At 44.6% G+C, this 20,221-nt stretch carries 19 protein-coding genes and 2 tRNA genes; 10 read left to right on the plus strand and 11 right to left on the minus strand.

The genetic code is table 11. The features are described from left to right. Positions 1-2 precede the first annotated feature (2 nt). The 6 genes from R7E42_RS21725 to lolB form a co-directional block, all read right to left on the minus strand. A tRNA-Met gene (locus R7E42_RS21725) sits at positions 3-76 on the minus strand. 284 nt (positions 77-360) lie between these two features. Further along, positions 361-1,452 carry a redox-regulated ATPase YchF gene (gene ychF, locus R7E42_RS21730; RefSeq protein ID WP_005393178.1) on the minus strand — a complete coding sequence of 364 codons (1,092 nt, stop codon included), beginning with the start codon at positions 1,450-1,452 and terminating at the stop codon, positions 361-363. 10 nt (positions 1,453-1,462) lie between these two features. Beyond that, a complete protein-coding gene (pth, locus tag R7E42_RS21735; protein WP_005384112.1) occupies positions 1,463-2,053 on the minus strand; it encodes an aminoacyl-tRNA hydrolase in 591 nt (196 codons plus the stop codon). Between the two features lie 151 nt (positions 2,054-2,204). Beyond that, on the minus strand, positions 2,205-3,149 hold the full coding sequence (locus R7E42_RS21740) for a ribose-phosphate pyrophosphokinase (protein WP_005393176.1): 945 nt from the start codon (positions 3,147-3,149) through the stop codon (positions 2,205-2,207). Between the two features lie 27 nt (positions 3,150-3,176). Beyond that, positions 3,177-4,049, minus strand: coding sequence for a 4-(cytidine 5'-diphospho)-2-C-methyl-D-erythritol kinase (gene ispE, locus R7E42_RS21745; protein WP_213869001.1), 873 nt, complete (start codon positions 4,047-4,049; stop codon positions 3,177-3,179). Beyond that, entirely contained in the window at positions 4,046-4,684 is a 639-nt protein-coding gene (gene lolB / locus R7E42_RS21750) for a lipoprotein insertase outer membrane protein LolB (RefSeq protein ID WP_017634843.1), read from the minus strand. Before lolB ends, ispE begins: the two co-directional genes overlap by 4 nt. A gap of 134 nt (positions 4,685-4,818) precedes the next feature. Between lolB and hemA the strand changes: the two genes are divergently transcribed. The 8 genes from hemA (at position 4,819) to ybaK (ending at position 12,674) form a co-directional block, all read left to right on the plus strand. Then, complete coding sequence (gene hemA, locus R7E42_RS21755) at positions 4,819-6,075, plus strand: glutamyl-tRNA reductase (RefSeq protein WP_005384104.1); 1,257 nt, start codon at positions 4,819-4,821, stop codon at positions 6,073-6,075. 29 nt (positions 6,076-6,104) lie between these two features. Next, positions 6,105-7,193, plus strand: coding sequence for a peptide chain release factor 1 (prfA, locus tag R7E42_RS21760; protein ID WP_005382222.1), 1,089 nt, complete (start codon positions 6,105-6,107; stop codon positions 7,191-7,193). A gap of 3 nt (positions 7,194-7,196) precedes the next feature. Then, positions 7,197-8,051, plus strand: a complete 855-nt coding sequence (gene prmC / locus R7E42_RS21765) for a peptide chain release factor N(5)-glutamine methyltransferase (RefSeq protein ID WP_017634841.1) — start codon at positions 7,197-7,199, stop codon at positions 8,049-8,051. A gap of 40 nt (positions 8,052-8,091) precedes the next feature. Then, positions 8,092-8,475: a SirB2 family protein gene (locus tag R7E42_RS21770; RefSeq protein ID WP_005382225.1), complete on the plus strand. Its 384-nt coding sequence runs from the start codon at positions 8,092-8,094 to the stop codon at positions 8,473-8,475. Positions 8,476-8,480: 5 nt separating this feature from the next. After that, positions 8,481-9,290, plus strand: coding sequence for a SirB1 family protein (locus R7E42_RS21775; RefSeq protein ID WP_213894381.1), 810 nt, complete (start codon positions 8,481-8,483; stop codon positions 9,288-9,290). 53 nt (positions 9,291-9,343) lie between these two features. After that, complete coding sequence (gene kdsA, locus R7E42_RS21780; RefSeq protein WP_005384095.1) at positions 9,344-10,195, plus strand: 3-deoxy-8-phosphooctulonate synthase; 852 nt, start codon at positions 9,344-9,346, stop codon at positions 10,193-10,195. Between the two features lie 220 nt (positions 10,196-10,415). Continuing rightward, positions 10,416-12,098, plus strand: coding sequence for a bifunctional UDP-sugar hydrolase/5'-nucleotidase UshA (gene ushA, locus R7E42_RS21785; RefSeq protein WP_253657015.1), 1,683 nt, complete (start codon positions 10,416-10,418; stop codon positions 12,096-12,098). 102 nt (positions 12,099-12,200) lie between these two features. After that, complete coding sequence (gene ybaK, locus R7E42_RS21790) at positions 12,201-12,674, plus strand: Cys-tRNA(Pro) deacylase (RefSeq protein WP_154204786.1); 474 nt, start codon at positions 12,201-12,203, stop codon at positions 12,672-12,674. A gap of 64 nt (positions 12,675-12,738) precedes the next feature. On the opposite strand, the gene rluF is transcribed toward ybaK, so the two are convergent. From rluF to R7E42_RS21805, 3 genes are all read right to left on the minus strand, one after another. Further along, entirely contained in the window at positions 12,739-13,896 is a 1,158-nt protein-coding gene (rluF, locus tag R7E42_RS21795; RefSeq protein WP_064377052.1) for a 23S rRNA pseudouridine(2604) synthase RluF, read from the minus strand. Between the two features lie 94 nt (positions 13,897-13,990). Continuing rightward, on the minus strand, positions 13,991-14,572 hold the full coding sequence (smrA, locus tag R7E42_RS21800) for a DNA endonuclease SmrA (protein ID WP_213894378.1): 582 nt from the start codon (positions 14,570-14,572) through the stop codon (positions 13,991-13,993). Positions 14,573-14,704: 132 nt separating this feature from the next. Then, complete coding sequence (locus R7E42_RS21805) at positions 14,705-14,845, minus strand: DUF3149 domain-containing protein (RefSeq protein WP_005382236.1); 141 nt, start codon at positions 14,843-14,845, stop codon at positions 14,705-14,707. 259 nt (positions 14,846-15,104) lie between these two features. Here R7E42_RS21805 and R7E42_RS21810 point away from each other — a divergent pair. Next, a tRNA-Pro gene (locus R7E42_RS21810) sits at positions 15,105-15,181 on the plus strand. Positions 15,182-15,502: 321 nt separating this feature from the next. Here the strand turns inward: R7E42_RS21810 and R7E42_RS21815 are convergent. Both R7E42_RS21815 and R7E42_RS21820 read right to left on the minus strand, forming a co-directional pair. After that, positions 15,503-15,886, minus strand: coding sequence for a hypothetical protein (locus R7E42_RS21815; RefSeq protein ID WP_005384085.1), 384 nt, complete (start codon positions 15,884-15,886; stop codon positions 15,503-15,505). Between the two features lie 151 nt (positions 15,887-16,037). Continuing rightward, a complete protein-coding gene (locus R7E42_RS21820; RefSeq protein WP_213901877.1) occupies positions 16,038-16,910 on the minus strand; it encodes a TraB/GumN family protein in 873 nt (290 codons plus the stop codon). A 494-nt stretch (positions 16,911-17,404) separates the two neighbouring features. Here R7E42_RS21820 and R7E42_RS21825 point away from each other — a divergent pair, with 494 nt between their 5' ends. Next, entirely contained in the window at positions 17,405-20,056 is a 2,652-nt protein-coding gene (locus tag R7E42_RS21825) for a beta-N-acetylhexosaminidase (protein WP_318072989.1), read from the plus strand. Positions 20,057-20,221: the final 165 nt, after the last annotated feature.

A 20,221-nucleotide genomic window follows, 5' to 3' on the forward strand; every position in this document is an offset into this window, starting at 1 on the left:
GGTGGCTACGACGGGATTCGAACCTGTGACCCCATCATTATGAGTGATGTGCTCTAACCAGCTGAGCTACGTAGCCAAAACCATATTTTTTGTTCTCAACGCTTTGTTGCCTTGTCGTTGGGAACGGCGCGCATTATGCGAAGTTGAGTGAGATCCGTCAACAGTTTTTTTTAATAAATTTCGGAAAAAACCTCGTTCGCTTCCTTTTTAAACAAAGAGGCGTGTTTATGATCTAAAACTGGAAATAAATTAGCTTGCAGTTGCGTAATTTATTTTTGTTCATTTACTTAAGGTATTAAAAAAGCCAGCTTAACAGCTGGCTTTTAGTGTAAATGAAGTGTTTAGAATTCATTCATTTAATTAAACATTGAAGCGGAAGTGTACAACATCACCATCTTTTACGATGTAGTCTTTACCTTCTAGACGCCATTTACCTGCGTCTTTTGCGCCATTTTCACCATTGAATTGGATGAAATCGTCGTAACCGACTACTTCTGCACGAATAAAGCCTTTCTCGAAGTCAGTGTGGATCTTACCTGCCGCCTGAGGTGCAGTTGCACCAACAGGGATTGTCCAAGCACGTACTTCTTTAACACCTGCTGTGAAGTAGGTGTGTAGAGTCAGTAGTTCGTAACCAGAGCGAATTACACGGTTTAGGCCCGGCTCCTCGATCCCCATATCTGCTAGGAATTCTTCGCGATCTTCATCTTCCAGTTCAGATAGTTCAGATTCGATAGCTGCACATACAGGTACAACGACATTGTTTTCTTTTTCAGCGAACTCACGAACCGCATCTAGATATGGGTTATTTTCGAAGCCATCTTCGTTTACGTTTGCAATGTACATAGTTGGCTTCAGTGTTAGGAAGTTTAAGTAGCCGATCGCTGCTAACTCTTCTTTAGATAGCTCAACTGTGCGTGCCATGCCGCCTTCAGTTAGTACTGGTAACAGTTTCTCTAGTACGGTTAGTTCAAATTTTGCGTCTTTATCGCCGCCTTTTGCCTTCTTCGCGTTACGTTGAATCGCTCGCTCACAAGAATCTAGGTCAGCCATTGCAAGTTCGAGGTTGATCACTTCGATATCTTCGATAGGTGAAACTTTACCTGAAACATGAACAATGTTTTCGTTTTCAAAACAACGTACAACGTGGCCAATCGCGTCTGTTTCACGGATGTTAGCTAGGAATTTGTTACCTAAACCTTCACCACGTGATGCACCAGCAACAAGACCTGCGATGTCCACGAACTCCATCGTCGTTGGAAGAACTCTCTGTGGGTTAACGATCTTAGCTAGTGCGTCTAGACGTAGATCCGGCACAGGAACCACACCAGTGTTTGGTTCAATGGTACAGAACGGGAAGTTTGCTGCTTCGATACCCGCTTTAGTTAGTGCGTTGAACAGAGTTGATTTACCTACGTTAGGTAGACCAACGATGCCACATTTAAAACCCATGATAGTAACCTTATTCAGCTTTGAACGTGTGGAGGCGATTTTGTGCTTTAGATAGGCCATCCTTAATCAGGATATCTAGACAACGAACAGCCTCATCAGCTGCTGCATCTAAAAGCTCTTGCTCTTTAGCTGGCGCTTTACCTAATACAAAACCCGCCACTTTATCTTTGTGTCCCGGATGACCAATGCCAATACGAAGACGATAAAAATCTTTGTTATTGCCCAGTTTGCTAATGGTGTCACGCAGACCGTTGTGTCCACCGTGACCCCCACCTTTTTTAAACTTAGCGACACCTGGCGGTAAGTCTAGCTCGTCATGAGCAACCATGATCTCTTCAGGTTTAATTTGATAAAATTTCGCAAGCGCTGCGATCGATTTACCTGATAGATTCATGAAGGTGGTTGGGATAAGCAAACGGAGATCCTGGCCATTGACCATAATGCGTCCTGTTAGACCAAAAAACTTTGGTTCGTTCTTCAGTGTAACGTTGTGAACGCGTGCTAATTCTTCTACAACCCAAGCGCCCGCATTGTGACGAGTTCTGGCGTATTCTGGTCCTGGATTAGCAAGACCAACAAGAAGTTTGATTTGTTGACTCAAGGTTAGGATCTCTCTGGAATCTCAAAAAGCGCAGTATGATAGCACAGAAAACTCGCGGTGGGCGACCAAGGGATTTTCTAGTTATCAGTACAAATAAAAAAACACCCCAAAGAGGGGTGCTTTTGAAATCAGTGTAACTGAAATGTTCGTATTAGTTGAACATTGCAGAGATTGACTCTTCGTTGCTGATACGACGAATCGCTTCAGCCAGCATGCGAGATAGGCTTAGTGTTGTCACTTTACCTGTTGCAGCCATCTCTTTAGACAGAGAGATAGAGTCAGTTACGATAACTTGGTCAAGAACTGAGTTCTTGATGTTATCCGCAGCGTTGCCTGAGAATACTGCGTGAGTAGCGTAAGCGAATACACGCTTAGCACCGCGCTCTTTTAGTGCTTCAGCTGCTTTACATAGTGTGCCACCTGTGTCGATCATGTCATCAACGATCACACAGTCACGACCTTCAACATCACCGATTAGGTTCATTACTTCAGAAACGTTTGCACGTGGACGACGCTTATCTACGATTGCGATGTCGATGTCGCCTAGTGCTTTTGCTGTTGCACGAGCACGAACAACGCCACCTAGGTCAGGAGATACCACTACAGGGTTATCTAGACCGCGAGCCTGCATATCTTCAAGTAGCACTGGCGTGCCGAAGATGTTGTCTACAGGTACATCGAAGAAGCCTTGAATTTGCTCTGCGTGTAGGTCGATAGTTAGAACGCGGTCAACACCAACGTTAGATAGGAAATCAGCAACAACTTTTGCAGTAATTGGCACACGCGCAGAACGTACACGACGGTCTTGGCGAGCGTAGCCGAAGTAAGGGATAACTGCAGTGATACGGCCTGCTGAAGCACGGCGCATTGCATCAATCATAACAACCAATTCCATTAGGTTGTCGTTAGTCGGTGCACAAGTGGATTGAATGATGAAAACATCGCTACCACGAACATTCTCATTGATTTGAACTGCAACTTCGCCATCAGAAAAGCGAGAAACAGATGCATCACCAAGAGAGATGTAAAGACGATCAGCAATACGTTGGGCTAGTTCAGGTGTTGCGTTACCAGCAAATAGCTTCATATCAGGCACGGTGGAAACCTCGGGTTTGCGTCCAGTTTAAATAGGTCGGTGTGAGGCTGATTGGTATTCAGCCAAAGTCTCTTTTAATGGCGAAATATTGCGCCCTTGAGCGACAAATGCCGAGACTTTATCAGAGAGTTGTGCAAGGATAGTTTCTGCTTCAGATTTGCTCGAAAATTCAGCAAAAACGCAAGATCCTGTCCCCGTCAATCTTGACGGCGCGTATTGTAGCAGCCAAGAAAGTTGCTTATCAACCTCTGGGTAGAGCATTCGTACAATTTTTTCGCAATCGTTTACGCTTGGCGTATTTAAAAGTGTTTCTAGATCTCGTTTTGGGGTGTTTCGCGTCAGATCTGGATGACAAAAAACGTCGACGGTTGCGATAGATACATTCGGTCTGACGACTAAATACCATTTTTCTTCGGGATAAGCAGGAGAGAGTTTTTCACCAACACCTTCAGCAAAAGCTGCAAATCCGCGCACAAATACGGGCACGTCTGCGCCTAGTTTTAAACCTATTTCAGCCAGTTCGTCGTCAGTTAGATTCAGTTGCCATAAGTAATTCAGTGCCACTAATGCTGTAGCTGCATTCGATGAGCCCCCACCAATGCCTCCACCCATAGGCAGCACTTTCTGTAGCTCAATATGCGCGCCAAAAGGGCAGTTTGAGTAAGTTTGAAGCGCGGTTGCTGCTTTCCAAATTAAATTGTCTTGAAGAGGCACACCTTCTATCTCTGGAGAAATCGTAATATCACCAGAATGGTTCGCTTGAATGGTGAGCTCATCGCCGTGATCGACGAATTGGAATAACGTTTGTAACTCGTGGTAGCCATTCTCTGTACGGCCGTTGATATATAGAAAGAGATTCAATTTCGCTGGTGATGGCCAACGTGTTGAAAGTTCAATCATTGGGTGATGTTCCATTTTGTGATCACTAGATTTATTTTGACATCAGCTGTGGTGAGTTTCAGCTTATTTGGCAGAGGGAGAGACTGTTCATGCCATTGAACGTCGCCATATCTTTGATATGCAATACTCCAATCATTTAAACCAATTTGTTTGTTTAACGCTTGCAGTGTATTGGTTGGAGACAGTTGGAATTTGTCGGCATCGGTCGGTAGACCTAATAGCCAGTCAGGCATGTGATCGACGGGCATCATCAACCCTGTAAGACGGTAAATCAGCTGATTAGCACTGCGAGAAGAAAGGACCTGATCATCGTAAGTTTCTACTGTGGCGCCTTGTGGGGTGATGGTGAGCTTTAATGCCGTTTGTCCGAGAATCGTTGTTAAACGCAACTGGCTTAGTGCTGAAGAATGTTTCCAGTAGAAGTTTAAATTTTGTCTTTGGTCTGGGCCAATATAACCAAGTTTCCCCGTTGCTTGAAAATCTTGGATGGTTTCGAGTCGCTGCTCATGAGCTTGCCATTCAACGCTGGTAACACTTTCAGGAACGGACGAACAACCAGCGAGCAGTAAGCTCGACAAGAAAAAAAGAATAAAGGAGCGTAACGTCATGTTTGATGGCTTATTAATCAGTTTCATCGGGAATCGCTCACAACTATAGCATTGAAAAGTCGCACTTAGGAAAACAAATCCGGCTTACCCTTTCAATAAATGCGTGCTTACAGTAAAATTCTGGACCTATTTTATAACCTATCCCAGAGATACCACGTTAGATGTCCTTGCTTGCTATTGGAATTAATCACAATACAGCGTCTGTCGACTTGCGAGAGAAGGTGGCGTTTGGTCCGGATAAACTCGGCCCTGCACTCGAGCAACTTAGAGAGCACGAAGCGGTTAACGGCAGTGTGATTGTTTCAACCTGTAACCGAACTGAGTTGTACTGCGATGTTAAGCAAGGAGCGCGAAACAAGTTGATCGATTGGCTTGCTCAATTTCATCAAGTGAGCCGCGAAGATTTAATGCCGAGTTTGTATGTTCATGAAGAACAAGCTGCAATAAAGCATTTGATGCGCGTATCGTGCGGTCTTGACTCTCTGGTGTTGGGTGAGCCTCAAATTTTAGGGCAGGTAAAGCAAGCATTTTCTGACTCGCGAGATCATCAAGCCGTCGATGCCTCGATTGATAAACTGTTTCAAAAGACGTTCTCAGTCGCCAAACGGGTGAGAACAGAGACAGATATTGGTGGTAATGCCGTGTCCGTGGCTTATGCGGCATGTACACTGGCAAAACATATTTTTGAGTCGTTATCAGATTCAACCGTGCTTTTAGTTGGTGCGGGTGAGACGATTGAATTGGTCGCGAAGCATTTAGCGTCCAACGGTTGCACAAAAATGATTGTCGCGAACCGCACTAAAGAGCGCGCGCAAGGCTTAGCGGACCAATTTGGCGCAGAAGTGATCAGTTTGAACGAAATTCCTGAACATTTGGCGAAAGCGGACATTGTGATTAGCTCAACGGCGAGCCCATTGCCTATTATTGGCAAAGGTATGGTCGAAACGGCTCTAAAGCAGCGCCGACATCAACCTATCTTGTTAGTCGATATTGCGGTGCCGCGAGATGTAGAGTCGGAAGTCGGTGAACTGAACGACGCATATCTGTATTCTGTTGATGACTTGCAATCTATCATCGACAGCAACATTGAGCAGCGTAAAGTCGAAGCGATTCAAGCTGAAGCGATTGTTAGTGAAGAAAGCGCTGCGTTTATGACATGGTTGCGTTCACTGCAAGCCGTCGATAGTATTCGCGACTATCGCAAATCAGCCAACGAAATTCGTGAAGAGTTACTGAGCAAAAGTTTGCAATCTTTAGCGGCAGGCGCAGATCCGGAGAAAGTGCTGCGCGAGCTGAGTAATAAACTCACCAACAAACTGATTCACGCTCCAACTCGCGCATTGCAAAGTGCAGCAGAGCAAGGCGAACCAGCAAAATTAACGATTATCCGCCAAACACTTGGCTTGGATGATCTATAACTCACGCTTTTTATTAAGAAAACGACACTATGAAAGCCTCTATTCTGACTAAGCTAGAAACGCTAGTAGAACGTTACGAAGAAGTTCAACATCTTCTTGGTGATCCTGATGTAATTGGAAATCAGGACAAATTCCGTGCTCTATCAAGAGAGTACTCTCAGCTAGAAGAAGTAACCAAGTGCTTCCAAGCTTATCAACAAGCACAAGAAGATCTTGTCGCCGCTGAAGAGATGGCAAACGAAGACGACGAAGAAATGCGTGAAATGGCGCAAGAAGAAATCAAAGAAGCGAAAGCGACGATTGAGCGTCTTACTGATGAGTTACAGATTCTTCTTCTGCCAAAAGATCCGAACGATGATCGTAACTGTTTCCTAGAAATTCGTGCAGGTGCGGGTGGCGATGAAGCGGGCATTTTCGCGGGTGATCTATTCCGTATGTACAGCAAGTACGCAGAAAAGCGTGGCTGGCGCATCGAAGTCATGTCTTCAAACGAGGCTGAGCACGGTGGTTACAAAGAGATGATCGCAAAAGTGAGCGGCGACGGTGCATACGGCGTACTGAAGTTTGAGTCTGGCGGTCACCGTGTGCAACGTGTTCCTGCAACTGAATCTCAAGGCCGTGTGCATACTTCTGCTTGTACAGTAGCAGTAATGGCGGAAATCCCTGAAGCGGATCTGCCAGAAATCAAAGCAGCAGACCTGAAAATCGATACGTTCCGTGCATCTGGCGCGGGTGGTCAGCACGTTAACACCACGGATTCTGCAATCCGTATTACCCACTTACCAACGGGTACGGTAGTAGAGTGTCAGGATGAGCGTTCACAGCACAAGAACAAAGCGAAAGCAATGGCGGTTCTTGCTGCTCGTATCGTTCAAGCGGAAGAAGAGCGTCGTGCCGCAGAAGTGTCTGATACACGTCGTAACCTTCTAGGTTCTGGTGACCGTAGTGACCGTATTCGTACATACAACTACCCACAAGGTCGTGTGTCTGATCACCGTATCAACCTGACCATCTATCGTTTGAACGAAGTGATGGAAGGTGACCTGCAGAGCTTGATTGATCCTGTGATTCAAGAGCACCAAGCAGACCAACTTGCGGCGCTCGCAGAGAACGGCTAATCGATGAGCCAAGTTCAATCGATTGAGCAAGCACTGAAAAGTGCGACGGCGAAACTGGCAGAAGGCGGCAAAGAGTCGCCTTCTCTCGATGCAGCTGTACTCCTTTGCCATGTCCTTGGCAAACCACGAACTTACCTGCTGACCTGGCCAGAAAAAGCGTTAGAAGCAGAGCAAAAATCTCAGTTTGACGCTCTACTTGAACGACGTTTAACTGGTGAACCCGTCGCTTATATTATTGGTGAGCGAGAGTTTTGGTCTTTACCGTTTAAAGTTTCTCCCTCTACCCTGATACCTAGACCGGATACAGAACGTTTGGTCGAAGTTGCACTCGATAAGACCTACGAGCAAACTGGGCCTATTTTAGATCTTGGAACGGGGACGGGAGCTATCGCCATCGCGCTTGCATCTGAAATGCCAAAGCGTCAAGTGATGGGCGTAGACCTTAAGCAAGAAGCGAAAGCACTTGCAGAGTACAATGCTGAGCAGCTAAACATCAAAAATGTGACCTTTGCTCAAGGCAGTTGGTTTGAGCCTATTACAGAAGGTACGAAGTTTGCTTTAATTGTCTCCAACCCGCCATATATTGATGAAAAAGATCCACATTTATCCCAAGGTGATGTGCGCTTTGAGCCAAAATCTGCATTAGTTGCTAAAGAGAATGGCTTAGCTGATATTCGTCATATCTCGGATCTTGCTCGTCAGTATCTTGAAGTGGGCGGTTGGCTGGCATTTGAACATGGTTATGATCAAGGTGAGGCGGTGCGTGAGATAATGCGTGGCTTTGGTTACCAACAGGTCGCTACGGAAAAAGATTATGGCGGTAACGATCGAGTAACGCTTGGGTGTCTGGCCAGTTAATCATGGAAGTCAGCAAACACTAACTAAAAAGAGAAGAAAAATGTACGTAGCTCTAAAACACATACACTTAGTGACGATCGCTCTCAGCGCGACGCTACTATCGATCCGATTCGTGTTAATGATGATGAACTCACCGAAGCGAAATAATCGCTTTTTGAAAGTGTTTCCCCACATCGTTGATACTGCATTGCTAGTGTCAGGTATTGCGCTTATTTTCATTACGGGTTTCATCCCGTTTACCGATGCCGCACCGTGGTTAACAAACAAAATCACCTGCGTACTGGCGTACATTGCGCTTGGATTCTTCTCATTGAAACTTGCGAAAAACAACCTACTGAAGATATTTGGCTTTTTCGGCGCATTAGGTTGGTTGGTCATGGCTGCAAACATTGCTGTGTCTAAGAGCCCTACGTTATTTGGATAGACGTCATGTTAGAGTTTTTTGACGAAGATTTTGACAATATACCGTTGGTGGAAGGTGCGCTTGAGCTAAACAAAGCGATTAACCCAGAAACCAAAGTACATTGGGCGAAACAAGAGTTAGAGCGTCTTTACAAAGATGCAGAAGCCACGCTTGTTCATGAAACCGATGAAGAGCAACGATTTGATGCATTCCTACGACTGTTTTTCCACGAGTGGGGATTCAAAGGCGACGAGCAGGAATACTTTATTTCGGACAACAGCTTCATCGATAAAGTGTTGGAGCGCAGAAAAGGTATTCCTGTGAGCTTAGGTTCGATTTTGTTATACCTAGGCAAAAAGCTGGGGTTCCCGTTGAAGGGAGTTACTTTCCCTACTCAGTTCCTGTTAAAAGTCGATTGGATGCATAAGAAGCCAGACTACATCAACCCATTTAATGGTGAGTATGTAGGTGAAAGGATTCTTCAAGCTTGGCTTATTGGCCAGGAAGGACCGTTAGCTCAGCTAACGCCTGAACATTTTGAGGAAGCTGACAACCCAACAATTATTGGTCGCTGGTTGGCATTGATTAAAAGTGCGATGTTGCGTGAAGAGCATTATACGTTGGCATTACGTTGTACGAATCTTGCTCTAACGTTTGTGCCAGATGACCCATACGAAATTCGTGACCGTGGTTTTATTTTCCAACAGCTAGAGTGCCCTCAAGTAGCGGTATCAGATTTTCAGTACTTTATTGACCAATGCCCTGACGATCCGGCTTCTGAGCTACTAAAATCACAAGTTAATGTGATGAGTGAAACGCACGTCACACTTCACTAATTTTATCGATGTGCCGAACTGTGGCGTATCGTGGACAGAAAAAGAGAATCAAAATGGAACAGAAAATCGTTAATATCGGCGACATTCAGGTTGCTAACGACAAGCCATTCACCCTATTTGCAGGTATGAACGTTCTTGAGTCTCGTGATCTTGCGATGCAGATCTGTGAGCACTACGTAAAAGTAACGGAAAAACTTGGTATTCCTTACGTATTTAAGGCGTCGTTTGACAAAGCAAACCGCAGTTCTGTTCATTCATACCGTGGTCCAGGTCTGGAAGAAGGTATGAAAATCTTTCAGGAGCTGAAAGACACTTTTGGTGTAAAGATCATCACGGACGTTCACACTGAAGCGCAAGCTCAACCTGTCGCTGACGTGGTAGACGTTATTCAGCTTCCTGCATTCCTAGCTCGTCAAACTGACCTTGTTGAAGCTATGGCCAAAACAGGTGCGGTTATAAACGTGAAGAAACCTCAATTTATGAGCCCTGGTCAAGTGGGTAACATCGTTGAGAAGTTCGCAGAATGCGGTAACGACAAGATCATCCTATGTGAGCGCGGTTCTTGCCACGGTTACGATAACCTAGTTGTAGACATGCTTGGTTTTGGTGTGATGAAAAATGCTTCGAAAGGTAGCCCAATCATCTTTGACGTAACGCACTCACTACAAATGCGTGACCCATCAGGCGCAGCATCTGGCGGCCGTCGTGAGCAGACAGTTGAGCTTGCAAAAGCGGGTCTAGCGACAGGCATCGCAGGTCTATTTATCGAAGCGCACCCAAACCCAGACCAAGCGCGTTGTGATGGCCCATCTGCACTGCCTCTAGACAAGTTAGAGCCATTCTTAGCACAAATGAAATCGCTTGATGATCTAATCAAGAGCTTTGCAGATATCGATATCAAGTAAACGCCAGATGACTGGTGGTAACAAATACTATAGCCAACCGAGTGTTGGCTATTTTTTTATCTGAAAAACTGTAAATTCTCAAACTTGTTACTGATGAATTTGTTATTGCTAAACAATGCATCATAATTATTAAATCAATGTGTTAGGGTGCACGTGGTTTTCAAATAGATCGAATGCTTAAAATGTGCGTCAGTAATCCCAATAAGAAAAAGGTAAATAAATGAATCAGCGTCTGATGATCAAAACTGTTTTGAGTGCCGCTATCTTGGCCTCGTTAGCTGGGTGTGCTACGCAACCTGCACCAGAATGGAATGCCGATACAACCTATAAATTGACCGTGTTGCACACTAACGATCATCATGGTCGCTTTTGGCAAAATCGATACGGTGAATATGGCATGGCGGCGCGTAAAACGTTAATCGATGATTTGCGCGAAGAAATACAGGCTGAGGGGGGGAGCGTGTTATTGCTTTCTGGTGGTGACATCAACACAGGAGTACCTGAGTCTGATTTACAAGATGCCGAGCCGGATTTTAAAGGCATGAGCAAAATTGGTTACGATGCGATGGCTCTAGGTAATCATGAGTTTGATAATCCATTGGACGTGCTATTCAAGCAGCAAGAGTGGGCAAACTTTCCGATGTTGTCTGCCAATATTTACGATAAAAATACTGGCAAGCGTTTATTCCAACCATACGCGATGTTTAACAAGCAGGGCATTAAAATTGCGGTCATTGGTCTTACAACCGAAGACACAGCGAAACTTGGCAACCCTGAATTCATTGAACAAATTGACTTCCGTGACCCAAAAGAAGAAGCCAAGAAGTTGATTGCAGAACTGAAAGAGACAGAGTATCCAGATCTGATTTTTGCTGTCACGCATATGGGACACTATGAAAATGGTAATAGAGGCATCAATGCTCCTGGCGATGTGGCGTTAGCTCGTTATTTGAATGACGGCGATCTCGACATGATCGTTGGAGGACACTCACAAGAACCTGTGTGCATGGAAGGTCCAAACGTTATCAAAAAGAACTTTAAACCAGGTGATGAATGTCAGCCCGATAAACAAAATGGTACCTTTATTGTTCAGGCACATGAGTGGGGGAAATATGTGGGACGCGCCGATTACGAGTTTCGTAATGGCGAACTCTCGATGGTGAGCTACGATCTAATCCCTGTAAACTTGAAAAAGAAAATTAAAGTTGATGGTCAGTCGCAACGAGTCTTGATCCAAGATGAGATTAAACAAGACGAAATGATGCTTGAGTTTCTTCGTCCTTATCAAGAGAAAGGTCAGGGCAAGCTAAACGTGAAGATTGCAGAATCTAACGGTAAGCTTGAGGGTGACCGCAATGTGGTTCGTTACCAGCAAACAAACTTAGGCCGATTAATTGCAACGGCTCACATGGAACGTGCGAAAGCAGATTTTGCTGTAATGAATTCTGGTGGTGTTCGAGATTCGATTGCTGCGGGTGATATTACTTATAAAGACGTGCTCACTGTTCAGCCATTTGGCAATATGGTTTCTTACGTTGATATGACGGGTAAAGAGGTATTAGATTATCTAAATGTCGTTGCAACTAAGCCTGTTGACTCTGGTGCTTATGCACAGTTTGCCGGCATTGCGATGAGTATCAATAATGGTGAGGTAACCAATGTGTTTATTGGTAATAAGCAACTTCGCTTAGATGGTAATTACCGCTTTACAGTACCAAGCTATAATGCTGCTGGTGGAGATGGTTACCCTAAAATCGACGATCATCCAGGGTATGTAAATACAGGTTTTACCGATGCTGAGGTTCTGAAGGATTATTTAGAAACACACAGCCCTATTGATGTTAATGAGTATGCCCCTTCAGGTGAAATCACGTATTTAGTTGATACGGCGATTGATCAGTAACCCAACAGAGAAAAAGCGATTGACTCAAACTCGCTGATATCATTAACTAAAAGCGCAGATCCAATTCAGTCTGCGCTTTTTGTTTTTATGAGGAGAATCTTGATGACTCCGGCCATTAATCTTGCGAAAAAGAAAAAAATTCCACACACCATCCATCAATATGAGCACGATCCTAGAGCCGATAGTTATGGTTTAGAAGCTGCTGAAGTGCTAGGACAGGATCCGAAAACAGTATTTAAAACCTTGTTGTTCTGCTTGAACGGGGAGCCAAAGAACCTTGCGGTTGCGATTATCCCTGTTGATCAAAAGCTGAACCTAAAACTGGCGGCGAAAGCAGCGAAGGGCAAAAAGGCCGATATGGCTGATCCGGAAATCGCGCAAAAGACCACAGGTTATGTCGTTGGTGGAATTAGCCCACTAGGGCAGAAGAAAGCCTTACCTACTTTTTTGCACGAAAGCGCAGTAGAGCAAGACACAATCTGTGTGAGTGCTGGTAAACGTGGTTTAGAAATTGAGTTAGCCCCGAGAGATTTGCTGAGCTTAACTCGCGGTCAGTTTGCACCTCTTTGTTTGTAAACTCATGACAAATAAAAAGGACGCTCATGAGCGTCCTTTTTTGATCTTGCCTGTCAGTGAAGCGTTACTTCTTCAGACTCAATGTACCACCAGTGCGTTTAGCTGGTTTACTTGGTTTCGCGGCATTTGGGTTCATGTAATGCTGCTTGGGCTTACTCGGTGATTGAGGCTTGTTTGCTGAATGCGTATTGCTCGATGCATCTGGTTTACGGTGTGATTTACCATGCTCGCCTTGCGGTCTACTGCGTTCACCTTGTGGTTTCGCTTTGTAATGTTCTTTAGCTGGACGTCCGCCTTCATCATCACGCTGACGACGCTTTTGTTGACCTTTTTTCGAGTTTGGTGCATGACGGAATTCATCAGCATTGTTACCGCGGAAAGTTCGTGTCTTCTGGTTACGACGAGCAGTAGAATCTTGGTTTTCTTCTCGGCTATCAAACAGCTTCGCGTCGGTCGCTTTACGAATGTTGCGACCTCTAGAGTCTGTTTTTGATGCTTCTTCTGTACCTACCGAGCCTTCACACATTGCTAGGATCTCTGCCACTTCTTCGTCACTTAGATAACGCCATTTCCCATTCGGAATACCATCAAGAGAGATATTCATGATGCGTACGCGACGCAGCTTGAATACTTCATAGCCCAGCGCTTCACACATACGACGGATCTGACGGTTAAGTCCTTGAGTGAGCACAATACGGAAAGAGAATTTAGTCTCTTTTGTTACCTTGCAAGGTAGGGTGACTGTGTCGAGAATCTTAACGCCACTCGACATCTGTTTGAGAAACTCGCCTGTAATTGGCTTGTCCACGCGTACGACGTACTCTTTTTCGTGGCTGTTGCCTGCGCGAAGGATTTTGTTCACGATGTCGCCATCGTTGGTCAAAAAGATCAGACCATCAGAGGGTTTGTCTAAGCGGCCGATCGGAAAGATACGTTTTTGGTGGCCGATGAAATCAACGATGTTTCCAGGGACGTCTCTCTCAGTTGTACAGGTGATGCCTGTTGGTTTATTGAGAGCGATATAAATCGGCTTCTCTTTTGCTGCCACTGGCTTACCATCCACACAAACATCATCACCAGGTAGCACTTTTGTCCCCATTTCAGGTTTGTTGCCATTAATGGTGACACGGCCTTGCTCAATCAGTCTGTCTGCTTCACGGCGTGAGCAAAACCCCGTTTCACTGATGAATTTATTTAATCGTTTAGCGTTGTCTTGTGACATTTTTGTCTCCTAACGTTTCACAACGGCGAATGAAGCTCCCTTCCTCTAAGGGGAAGGAAGAATAAGGGCGGGCATTCTAGCATTAGGGTGAAATTTAGCCTAACCGTTTTTGGTGACGTTCGCGGGTTTCTAATTTCTTTTCCGCACTTTTTCTAAGTAGGACGTAAACGGCTCCAGTTCCACCGTGAAAGCGTTGCGCACTATGGATGCATTGGACTTCCTTTATTTGTCGTAGCCAACTGCTAACAAAGCTTTTCATCATTGCAGGTGGATTTGAGCGTTCTCCTCGACCATGGACGATAACGACCGTTCGTATGTCCATTGATAGGCACTGTTTTAAAAACTTTACGACTTCATCACGTGCTTCTTTCAATGTTTTACGGTGCAAATCCAAGCGAGCTTGGATTGGATACTTACCAAGGCGAAGTTTGCGGTAAACCCCGTCCTGTACACCATCACGTTTGAACTCAACAAAGTCCTCTGGCTTGAGCATTTCAGCGTGATCAAGTGATAGGTATTCTGGGTCATCTTCCGTTAACCAGATTGCTGCTTCGCGTTTTGCGAGCTGTGCTTCTGTTACTTGGTGTACTTTTTTGTGTTCGGTGGTGTCTTGAGTGATTGGCTTTACATCGCCCATCATCTGTTGAAATAGATCAAAATCGTCGTCGTGAGACATAGCAGTAATCTCATTAAGAACAGGGAAGAATAATAGGATTATATCAATGAGTGGTGCATTGAGATCAAATAAAAAACCGGAGTAGGCAAGTAACCGACTCCGGTGCAAAGCGTTTCTAGAGCTAAGCGAGATCTAGTGAGGAGATTTGTCGTTCATGATCTTGTATATGAAGAAACCGCCGTAAAATAACATCAGACCAATTGCCCCAAAAATTACTATCATTGACGATAGACCCACTGCATTACCAAATAGGAGATCAAGCCAAAAGTCCATACGTTTCCTCCAAGATGTTCCCGACAGGAATAAACTAAATGGCGGTGTCTTGTTGCACACTGATCTGGATCAATTATGTTGCTAAGGTTAATAAACTGTATTTTGTTGTGAGTTATCAGTCACATTTTACGTGCTAGTGTTCAGTTATTCATCAAACGAATTAAGACCTAAGGTTTTTTTGTAAAAAGCACTTGCGCCACAGTTCAGAATCCGTAATATACGCACTCGTTGACGGGGACAATTCCTCAGTTAAACATATCGGTGAATAGCGCAGCTTGGTAGCGCATCTGGTTTGGGACCAGAGGGTCGGGGGTTCGAATCCCTCTTCACCGACCATATTGAGAAAAAGGCTCTACAGAAATGTAGAGCCTTTTTCGTATTTGGTGATATTTATTTGGAACCAGAGGATCGGGGTCTGGAATGCCAGGCCTCTGGAAGCTCGGTCGCGTCGAATCCCTACTTCACCGACCACTTTTAGAAAGCCTGCTCAATGAGCAGGCTTTCGTCGTTTTTAGCGCTAGTAATTTTAGACTTCAATAGTATCGAATCAAATTGGGGTTCGCCTGATGTTCGAATATGGCACTTCACCGACACGTATTGAGAGGAAGGCTCTACAGAAATGTAGGGCCTTTTCATTTTTTAGAGTGAGTAAATTTATTACTTGATGTCACACGAGATAGTATTGATAGGAGTTTCAGAAGTAGTGAAGCAGACATAAGCGGTCTTTGGGTGATTTGGACCAATCTTGACGTAACCCGCTTTTAAATCGTCTTCATCAAACGTTACTGAGTGAGATTTGCTTGTATTTCCATCATAGTAAACCGCTTCAAAGCCTTGGTTCATCATATGTGCAACGCGATTTCGAGTGTGGGCTGTTGAAAACGTGATGTTCGCGCAACGCATCATTGGTTTTTCGGTAATAAGAAATTGACCACTCTCTTTATCTAAAACACCGCCTTTTACTTCCGGAGTTATATCAATAGCTTGAAAAGCTTCTACGTTGCATGGCGGTTTAGCATAAGACAGCGAAGAAGTGAGCATAATTCCAATCGTGTATAGGAATAAATATTTAAATTTCATATGAGTTGTTTTGTATCCACTTAGCTTAACGGCGATTTATAAGAAAGTTTGAATGAATTTTAAATGGTTGTATTTAAATAATTGTATTTAAATGGCATTTTTCAAACAATCACTAGATATCACAATTTGCTTGGCGCGTCTTACCCAGTGGTTTGATGTTAAAACCCCGATTTTTAAGCAGTTCAATCAGGTTATCTTTACCTACTAAATGCAAGCCACCAACAACAACGGTGTAACGACCCGCTTGCTGAGGTAGAACACTGCCAGTGTCGAGTTTTTTAGCCCAATCTCGATTACGCTCGTATAAAAAGGCTTGGTTAAACTCTTCTGTTGTATGATCGGTCAAAGAGGCTTCGACCAACATGCTACCATCACCGCTCTTCCAACTCTCTATCAAGCATTGAACCAACTCTTCTCCGCCATCATATTCTTCAATTGACGAGAGAAGTATCTCTTTACCGCCTTCTGATTGACCTGCGATTAAATCGATTTGGAATTGCACGGACTCCAGTGGAATGACCGGGATTTGCTTTTTATCAGCGAGTCCTATTAAGTGCATGTCGACCCCTTTATCAGAGACATACCCCAGTTTGTTGACTAAAGCGAGTTGGATGGTGAATGCAGCCATCCAAGGTGGGGAATTTAGGAGTTGAGTTTCTGGCAAACCTAAATCTTGGGCAATTTCAATTAAGTGGCGACGTTGAGCTCTGTCTAAAACATCTTTAGAAAGAATGGTTGTTTGTGGGTAAACCAAGCCTTCAGAATTCCTGACGTCTGCTTCAATAATCAACCCTGCGCTTTGGCTTAAGTGCTGGATGACCGTTCTAGGGAGTGGGTACATCGTTTTATCCCCCACATGTACCGAGCCAATAATCATAAGTTCGGTTTCCCCTTTTTTCGCTAACCAATGCTGTGGCTCTGCATAAGAGGAAAAAGGAGTCAAAGTAACAAGTAGAGATGATATGAGCGTCAAGAGACGAAACATAGAGTGGCCCTCAGATAAGATACCTTTAAACTTTATACGCAAAATAGCGTGAGGTTAAGTGCAATTTCTCCAGTGGTGTATTCGACAAAATCGTCATTTCTAAAAATATTGACGAGTTTTGACGACGAATAAATGAGAGTCACTTCACGAAAGGTAAATAGGTAATTCGCTTACTAATGGTTCACAAAATAATTAGGCGTGATCCAAATCTTACAAAATCAGTCGTAACTCATGAATATAAGTGACCTAGATCGCAGCAAACTCGTCAAAACAAGTTGTTCGATTTTGACGTGTATTGTAACTCCATGAAAATTAGGTTTTTATTGTTTTTGCTGAGTGTCATTTTTTGAACTGGATCACTTCCTATTTCTATTTATTTTACGCTTAGAAATAACAGGTTGTATGTTGAATGTAACGGTTAGGTACCTCGCATTTGAGGGGCCGAGATTTTTATCATTGTCGTTTTGAACCACTGACTTTTTTGGGGAAGTAAGATGTTTAAACCTAGTCTGATTGCTGTTTCTGTTATCACTACATTAGCAGGTTGCTCTGCGCTGAAAAGCTCTGAACAACAAGTTGTAAATTCGTTGGCTAATAATCTTGATATTCAATACCAAGTGTTGACTAACCACGGTGCAAACGAAGGTCTTGCTTGTCAGGACTTAGGGGCTGAGTGGGCGTCTTGTAACAAGGTAAACATGACGCTGGTTAACCAAGGTGAAGCGGTTGACTCAAAAGATTGGGCTATTTACTTCCACAGCATTCGTCTGATTCTGGATGTTGAAAACGAACAGTTCAAAATCTCTCGCGTAACGGGTGATCTACACAAACTAGAACCAACAGATAAGTTTGATGGGTTTGCTGCGGGTGAAGAGGTTGTGCTTCCTCTTGTTGCTGAATACTGGCAGCTATTTGAAACTGACTTCATGCCAGGCGCTTTCGTTGCTGCACCAAATGCAGAGCCTAAGATGATCGCTTCTCTTAACACAGAAGACGTTGCATCTTTCGTGACTGGCCTTGAGGGTAACAACCTAAAACGTACGCCAGATGACAACAACGTATTTGCAAACGCTGTGTCTCGTTTCGAGAAGAACGAAGACCTAGCAAAACAAGACGTATCAACCACGTTACTACCAACGCCACTGTCTGTTGAAGCAGGTAACGGTACGGTAGATATCGCGGCCGGTATTGCGCTGCCTAAAGACGCATTCGATGCGACTCAATTCGCAGCAATTCAAGATCGTGCAGAAGTGGTAGGTGTGGATGTTCGTGGTGATCTTCCTGTAAGCATCACTGTTGTTCCTGCAGACTTCACCGGTGAATTGGCAAAATCTGGTGCTTACGAAATGAGCATCAAAGGCGACGGTATTGCGATTAAAGCGTTTGACCAAGCAGGTGCTTTCTACGCAGTACAATCTATCTTTGGCCTGGTAGATAGCCAAAATGCTGATTCTCTACCACAACTGTCTATTAAAGATGCGCCGCGTTTTGATTACCGTGGTGTGATGGTGGACGTGGCTCGTAACTTCCACTCTAAAGACGCGATTCTTGCAACGCTTGACCAAATGGCCGCGTACAAGATGAACAAACTACACCTTCACCTAACGGATGATGAAGGCTGGCGTTTAGAAATCCCGGGTCTGCCAGAGCTGACTGAAGTGGGTGCTAACCGTTGTTTCGATTTGGAAGAGAAAAGCTGTTTACTGCCTCAGCTTGGCTCAGGCGCAACGACAGACAACTTTGGCTCTGGCTTCTTCAGCAAAGCAGACTACGTGGACATCTTGAAGTACGCGAAAGCGCGTAACATCGAAGTGATTCCTGAAATCGATATGCCAGCGCACGCACGTGCCGCAGTGATATCAATGGAAGCACGTTACGACCGTCTAATGGAAGAAGGCAAAGAAGCCGAAGCGAACGAGTACCGCCTGATGGACCCTCAAGATACATCGAACGTAACGACGGTTCAGTTCTACAACAAGCAAAGCTTCATCAACCCATGTATGGAATCTTCCACTCGTTTTGTTGATAAAGTGATTTCAGAAGTAGCAGCAATGCACCAAGAAGCGGGTACGCCGCTAACAACATGGCACTTCGGTGGTGATGAAGCGAAGAACATCAAGTTAGGCGCTGGTCTGCAAGACATCAACGCAGAAGACAAAGTAAGCTGGAAGGGTAACATTGATTTGTCTAAGCAAGACAAGCCATTCGCACAGTCACCACAATGTCAGACGCTAATTGCAGACGGTACGGTAAGCGATTTTGCTCATCTACCAAGCCACTTTGCAGAAGAAGTGTCGAAGATGGTGGCAGAGAAGGGCATTCCAAACTTCCAAGCTTGGCAAGATGGCCTTAAGTACAGCGAAGGTGAGAAAGCGTTCGCAACAGAAAACACGCGTGTTAACTTCTGGGACGTTCTTTACTGGGGTGGCACATCATCAGTGTACGAATGGTCTAAGAAAGGTTACGACGTTATCGTTTCTAACCCAGACTACGTGTACATGGACATGCCATACGAAGTGGACCCTAAAGAGCGTGGTTATTACTGGGCGACGCGTGCAACCGATACGCGTAAGATGTTTGGTTTTGCACCAGAGAACATGCCTCAGAACGCAGAAACCTCTGTAGACCGCGATGGTAACGGCTTCACTGGTAAAGGTGAAATCAAAGCGAAACCTTTCTATGGTCTATCAGCACAGCTGTGGTCTGAGACAGTACGTAACGACGAGCAATACGAGTACATGGTATTCCCTCGCGTACTGGCAGCCGCTGAACGTGCATGGCACCGTGCTGATTGGGAAAACGACTACAAAGTGGGTGTTGAATACTCGCAAAACTCTAACCTAGTAAACAAAGCTGCGCTAAACCAAGACTACAACCGCTTTGCGAACGTACTTGGCCAACGCGAACTGGCTAAGCTAGAAAAAGCGGGTATCGACTACCGCCTGCCTGTACCAGGTGCGAAAGTTGAAGAGGGTAAACTGGCAATGAACGTTCAGTTCCCGGGTGTGAAGCTTCAATACTCTCTAGACGGCAAGAACTGGCTAACTTACGCAGATAATGCTCGTCCAAATGTGAAAGGTGAAGTGTTTATCCGTTCTGTGTCAGCAACCGGTGAGAAAGCAAGTCGAGTGACCAGCGTGAAATAACTCGATTCTTGTAAGTTAATTTTTTGGCAAAGCCTCAACATCATGTTGGGGCTTTCTTTATTTTTTTAGGAAATTAAGCGTGATCGATGTCTAATTATTTTTCATTGATAAATAAGTTTTGGGTTGTAATGGTCAAGGTTATTGTGAACCGGATCGACTTAATCT

It is taken from the genome of Vibrio sp. Vb1337 (assembly GCF_033338715.1).
GTDB classification, from domain to species: Bacteria; Pseudomonadota; Gammaproteobacteria; order Enterobacterales; family Vibrionaceae; genus Vibrio; species Vibrio alginolyticus.

What these genes read in the sequence shown, in the direction of transcription:
- kdsA (WP_005384095.1), top strand. Translation starts at nt 9,344, where the DNA reads ATGGAACAGAAAATCGTTAATATCGGCGACATTCAGGTTGCTAACGAC.
- R7E42_RS21825 (WP_318072989.1), top strand. Translation starts at nt 17,405, where the DNA reads ATGTTTAAACCTAGTCTGATTGCTGTTTCTGTTATCACTACATTAGCA.
- R7E42_RS21815 (WP_005384085.1), bottom strand. Translation starts at nt 15,886, where the DNA reads ATGCTCACTTCTTCGCTGTCTTATGCTAAACCGCCATGCAACGTAGAA.
- lolB (WP_017634843.1), bottom strand. Translation starts at nt 4,684, where the DNA reads ATGAAACTGATTAATAAGCCATCAAACATGACGTTACGCTCCTTTATT.
- hemA (WP_005384104.1), top strand. Translation starts at nt 4,819, where the DNA reads ATGTCCTTGCTTGCTATTGGAATTAATCACAATACAGCGTCTGTCGAC.
- R7E42_RS21805 (WP_005382236.1), bottom strand. Translation starts at nt 14,845, where the DNA reads ATGGACTTTTGGCTTGATCTCCTATTTGGTAATGCAGTGGGTCTATCG.
- ychF (WP_005393178.1), bottom strand. Translation starts at nt 1,452, where the DNA reads ATGGGTTTTAAATGTGGCATCGTTGGTCTACCTAACGTAGGTAAATCA.
- ushA (WP_253657015.1), top strand. Translation starts at nt 10,416, where the DNA reads ATGAATCAGCGTCTGATGATCAAAACTGTTTTGAGTGCCGCTATCTTG.
- prfA (WP_005382222.1), top strand. Translation starts at nt 6,105, where the DNA reads ATGAAAGCCTCTATTCTGACTAAGCTAGAAACGCTAGTAGAACGTTAC.
- prmC (WP_017634841.1), top strand. Translation starts at nt 7,197, where the DNA reads ATGAGCCAAGTTCAATCGATTGAGCAAGCACTGAAAAGTGCGACGGCG.
- ybaK (WP_154204786.1), top strand. Translation starts at nt 12,201, where the DNA reads ATGACTCCGGCCATTAATCTTGCGAAAAAGAAAAAAATTCCACACACC.
- smrA (WP_213894378.1), bottom strand. Translation starts at nt 14,572, where the DNA reads ATGTCTCACGACGACGATTTTGATCTATTTCAACAGATGATGGGCGAT.
- R7E42_RS21820 (WP_213901877.1), bottom strand. Translation starts at nt 16,910, where the DNA reads ATGTTTCGTCTCTTGACGCTCATATCATCTCTACTTGTTACTTTGACT.
- R7E42_RS21775 (WP_213894381.1), top strand. Translation starts at nt 8,481, where the DNA reads ATGTTAGAGTTTTTTGACGAAGATTTTGACAATATACCGTTGGTGGAA.
- rluF (WP_064377052.1), bottom strand. Translation starts at nt 13,896, where the DNA reads ATGTCACAAGACAACGCTAAACGATTAAATAAATTCATCAGTGAAACG.
- ispE (WP_213869001.1), bottom strand. Translation starts at nt 4,049, where the DNA reads ATGATTGAACTTTCAACACGTTGGCCATCACCAGCGAAATTGAATCTC.
- R7E42_RS21770 (WP_005382225.1), top strand. Translation starts at nt 8,092, where the DNA reads ATGTACGTAGCTCTAAAACACATACACTTAGTGACGATCGCTCTCAGC.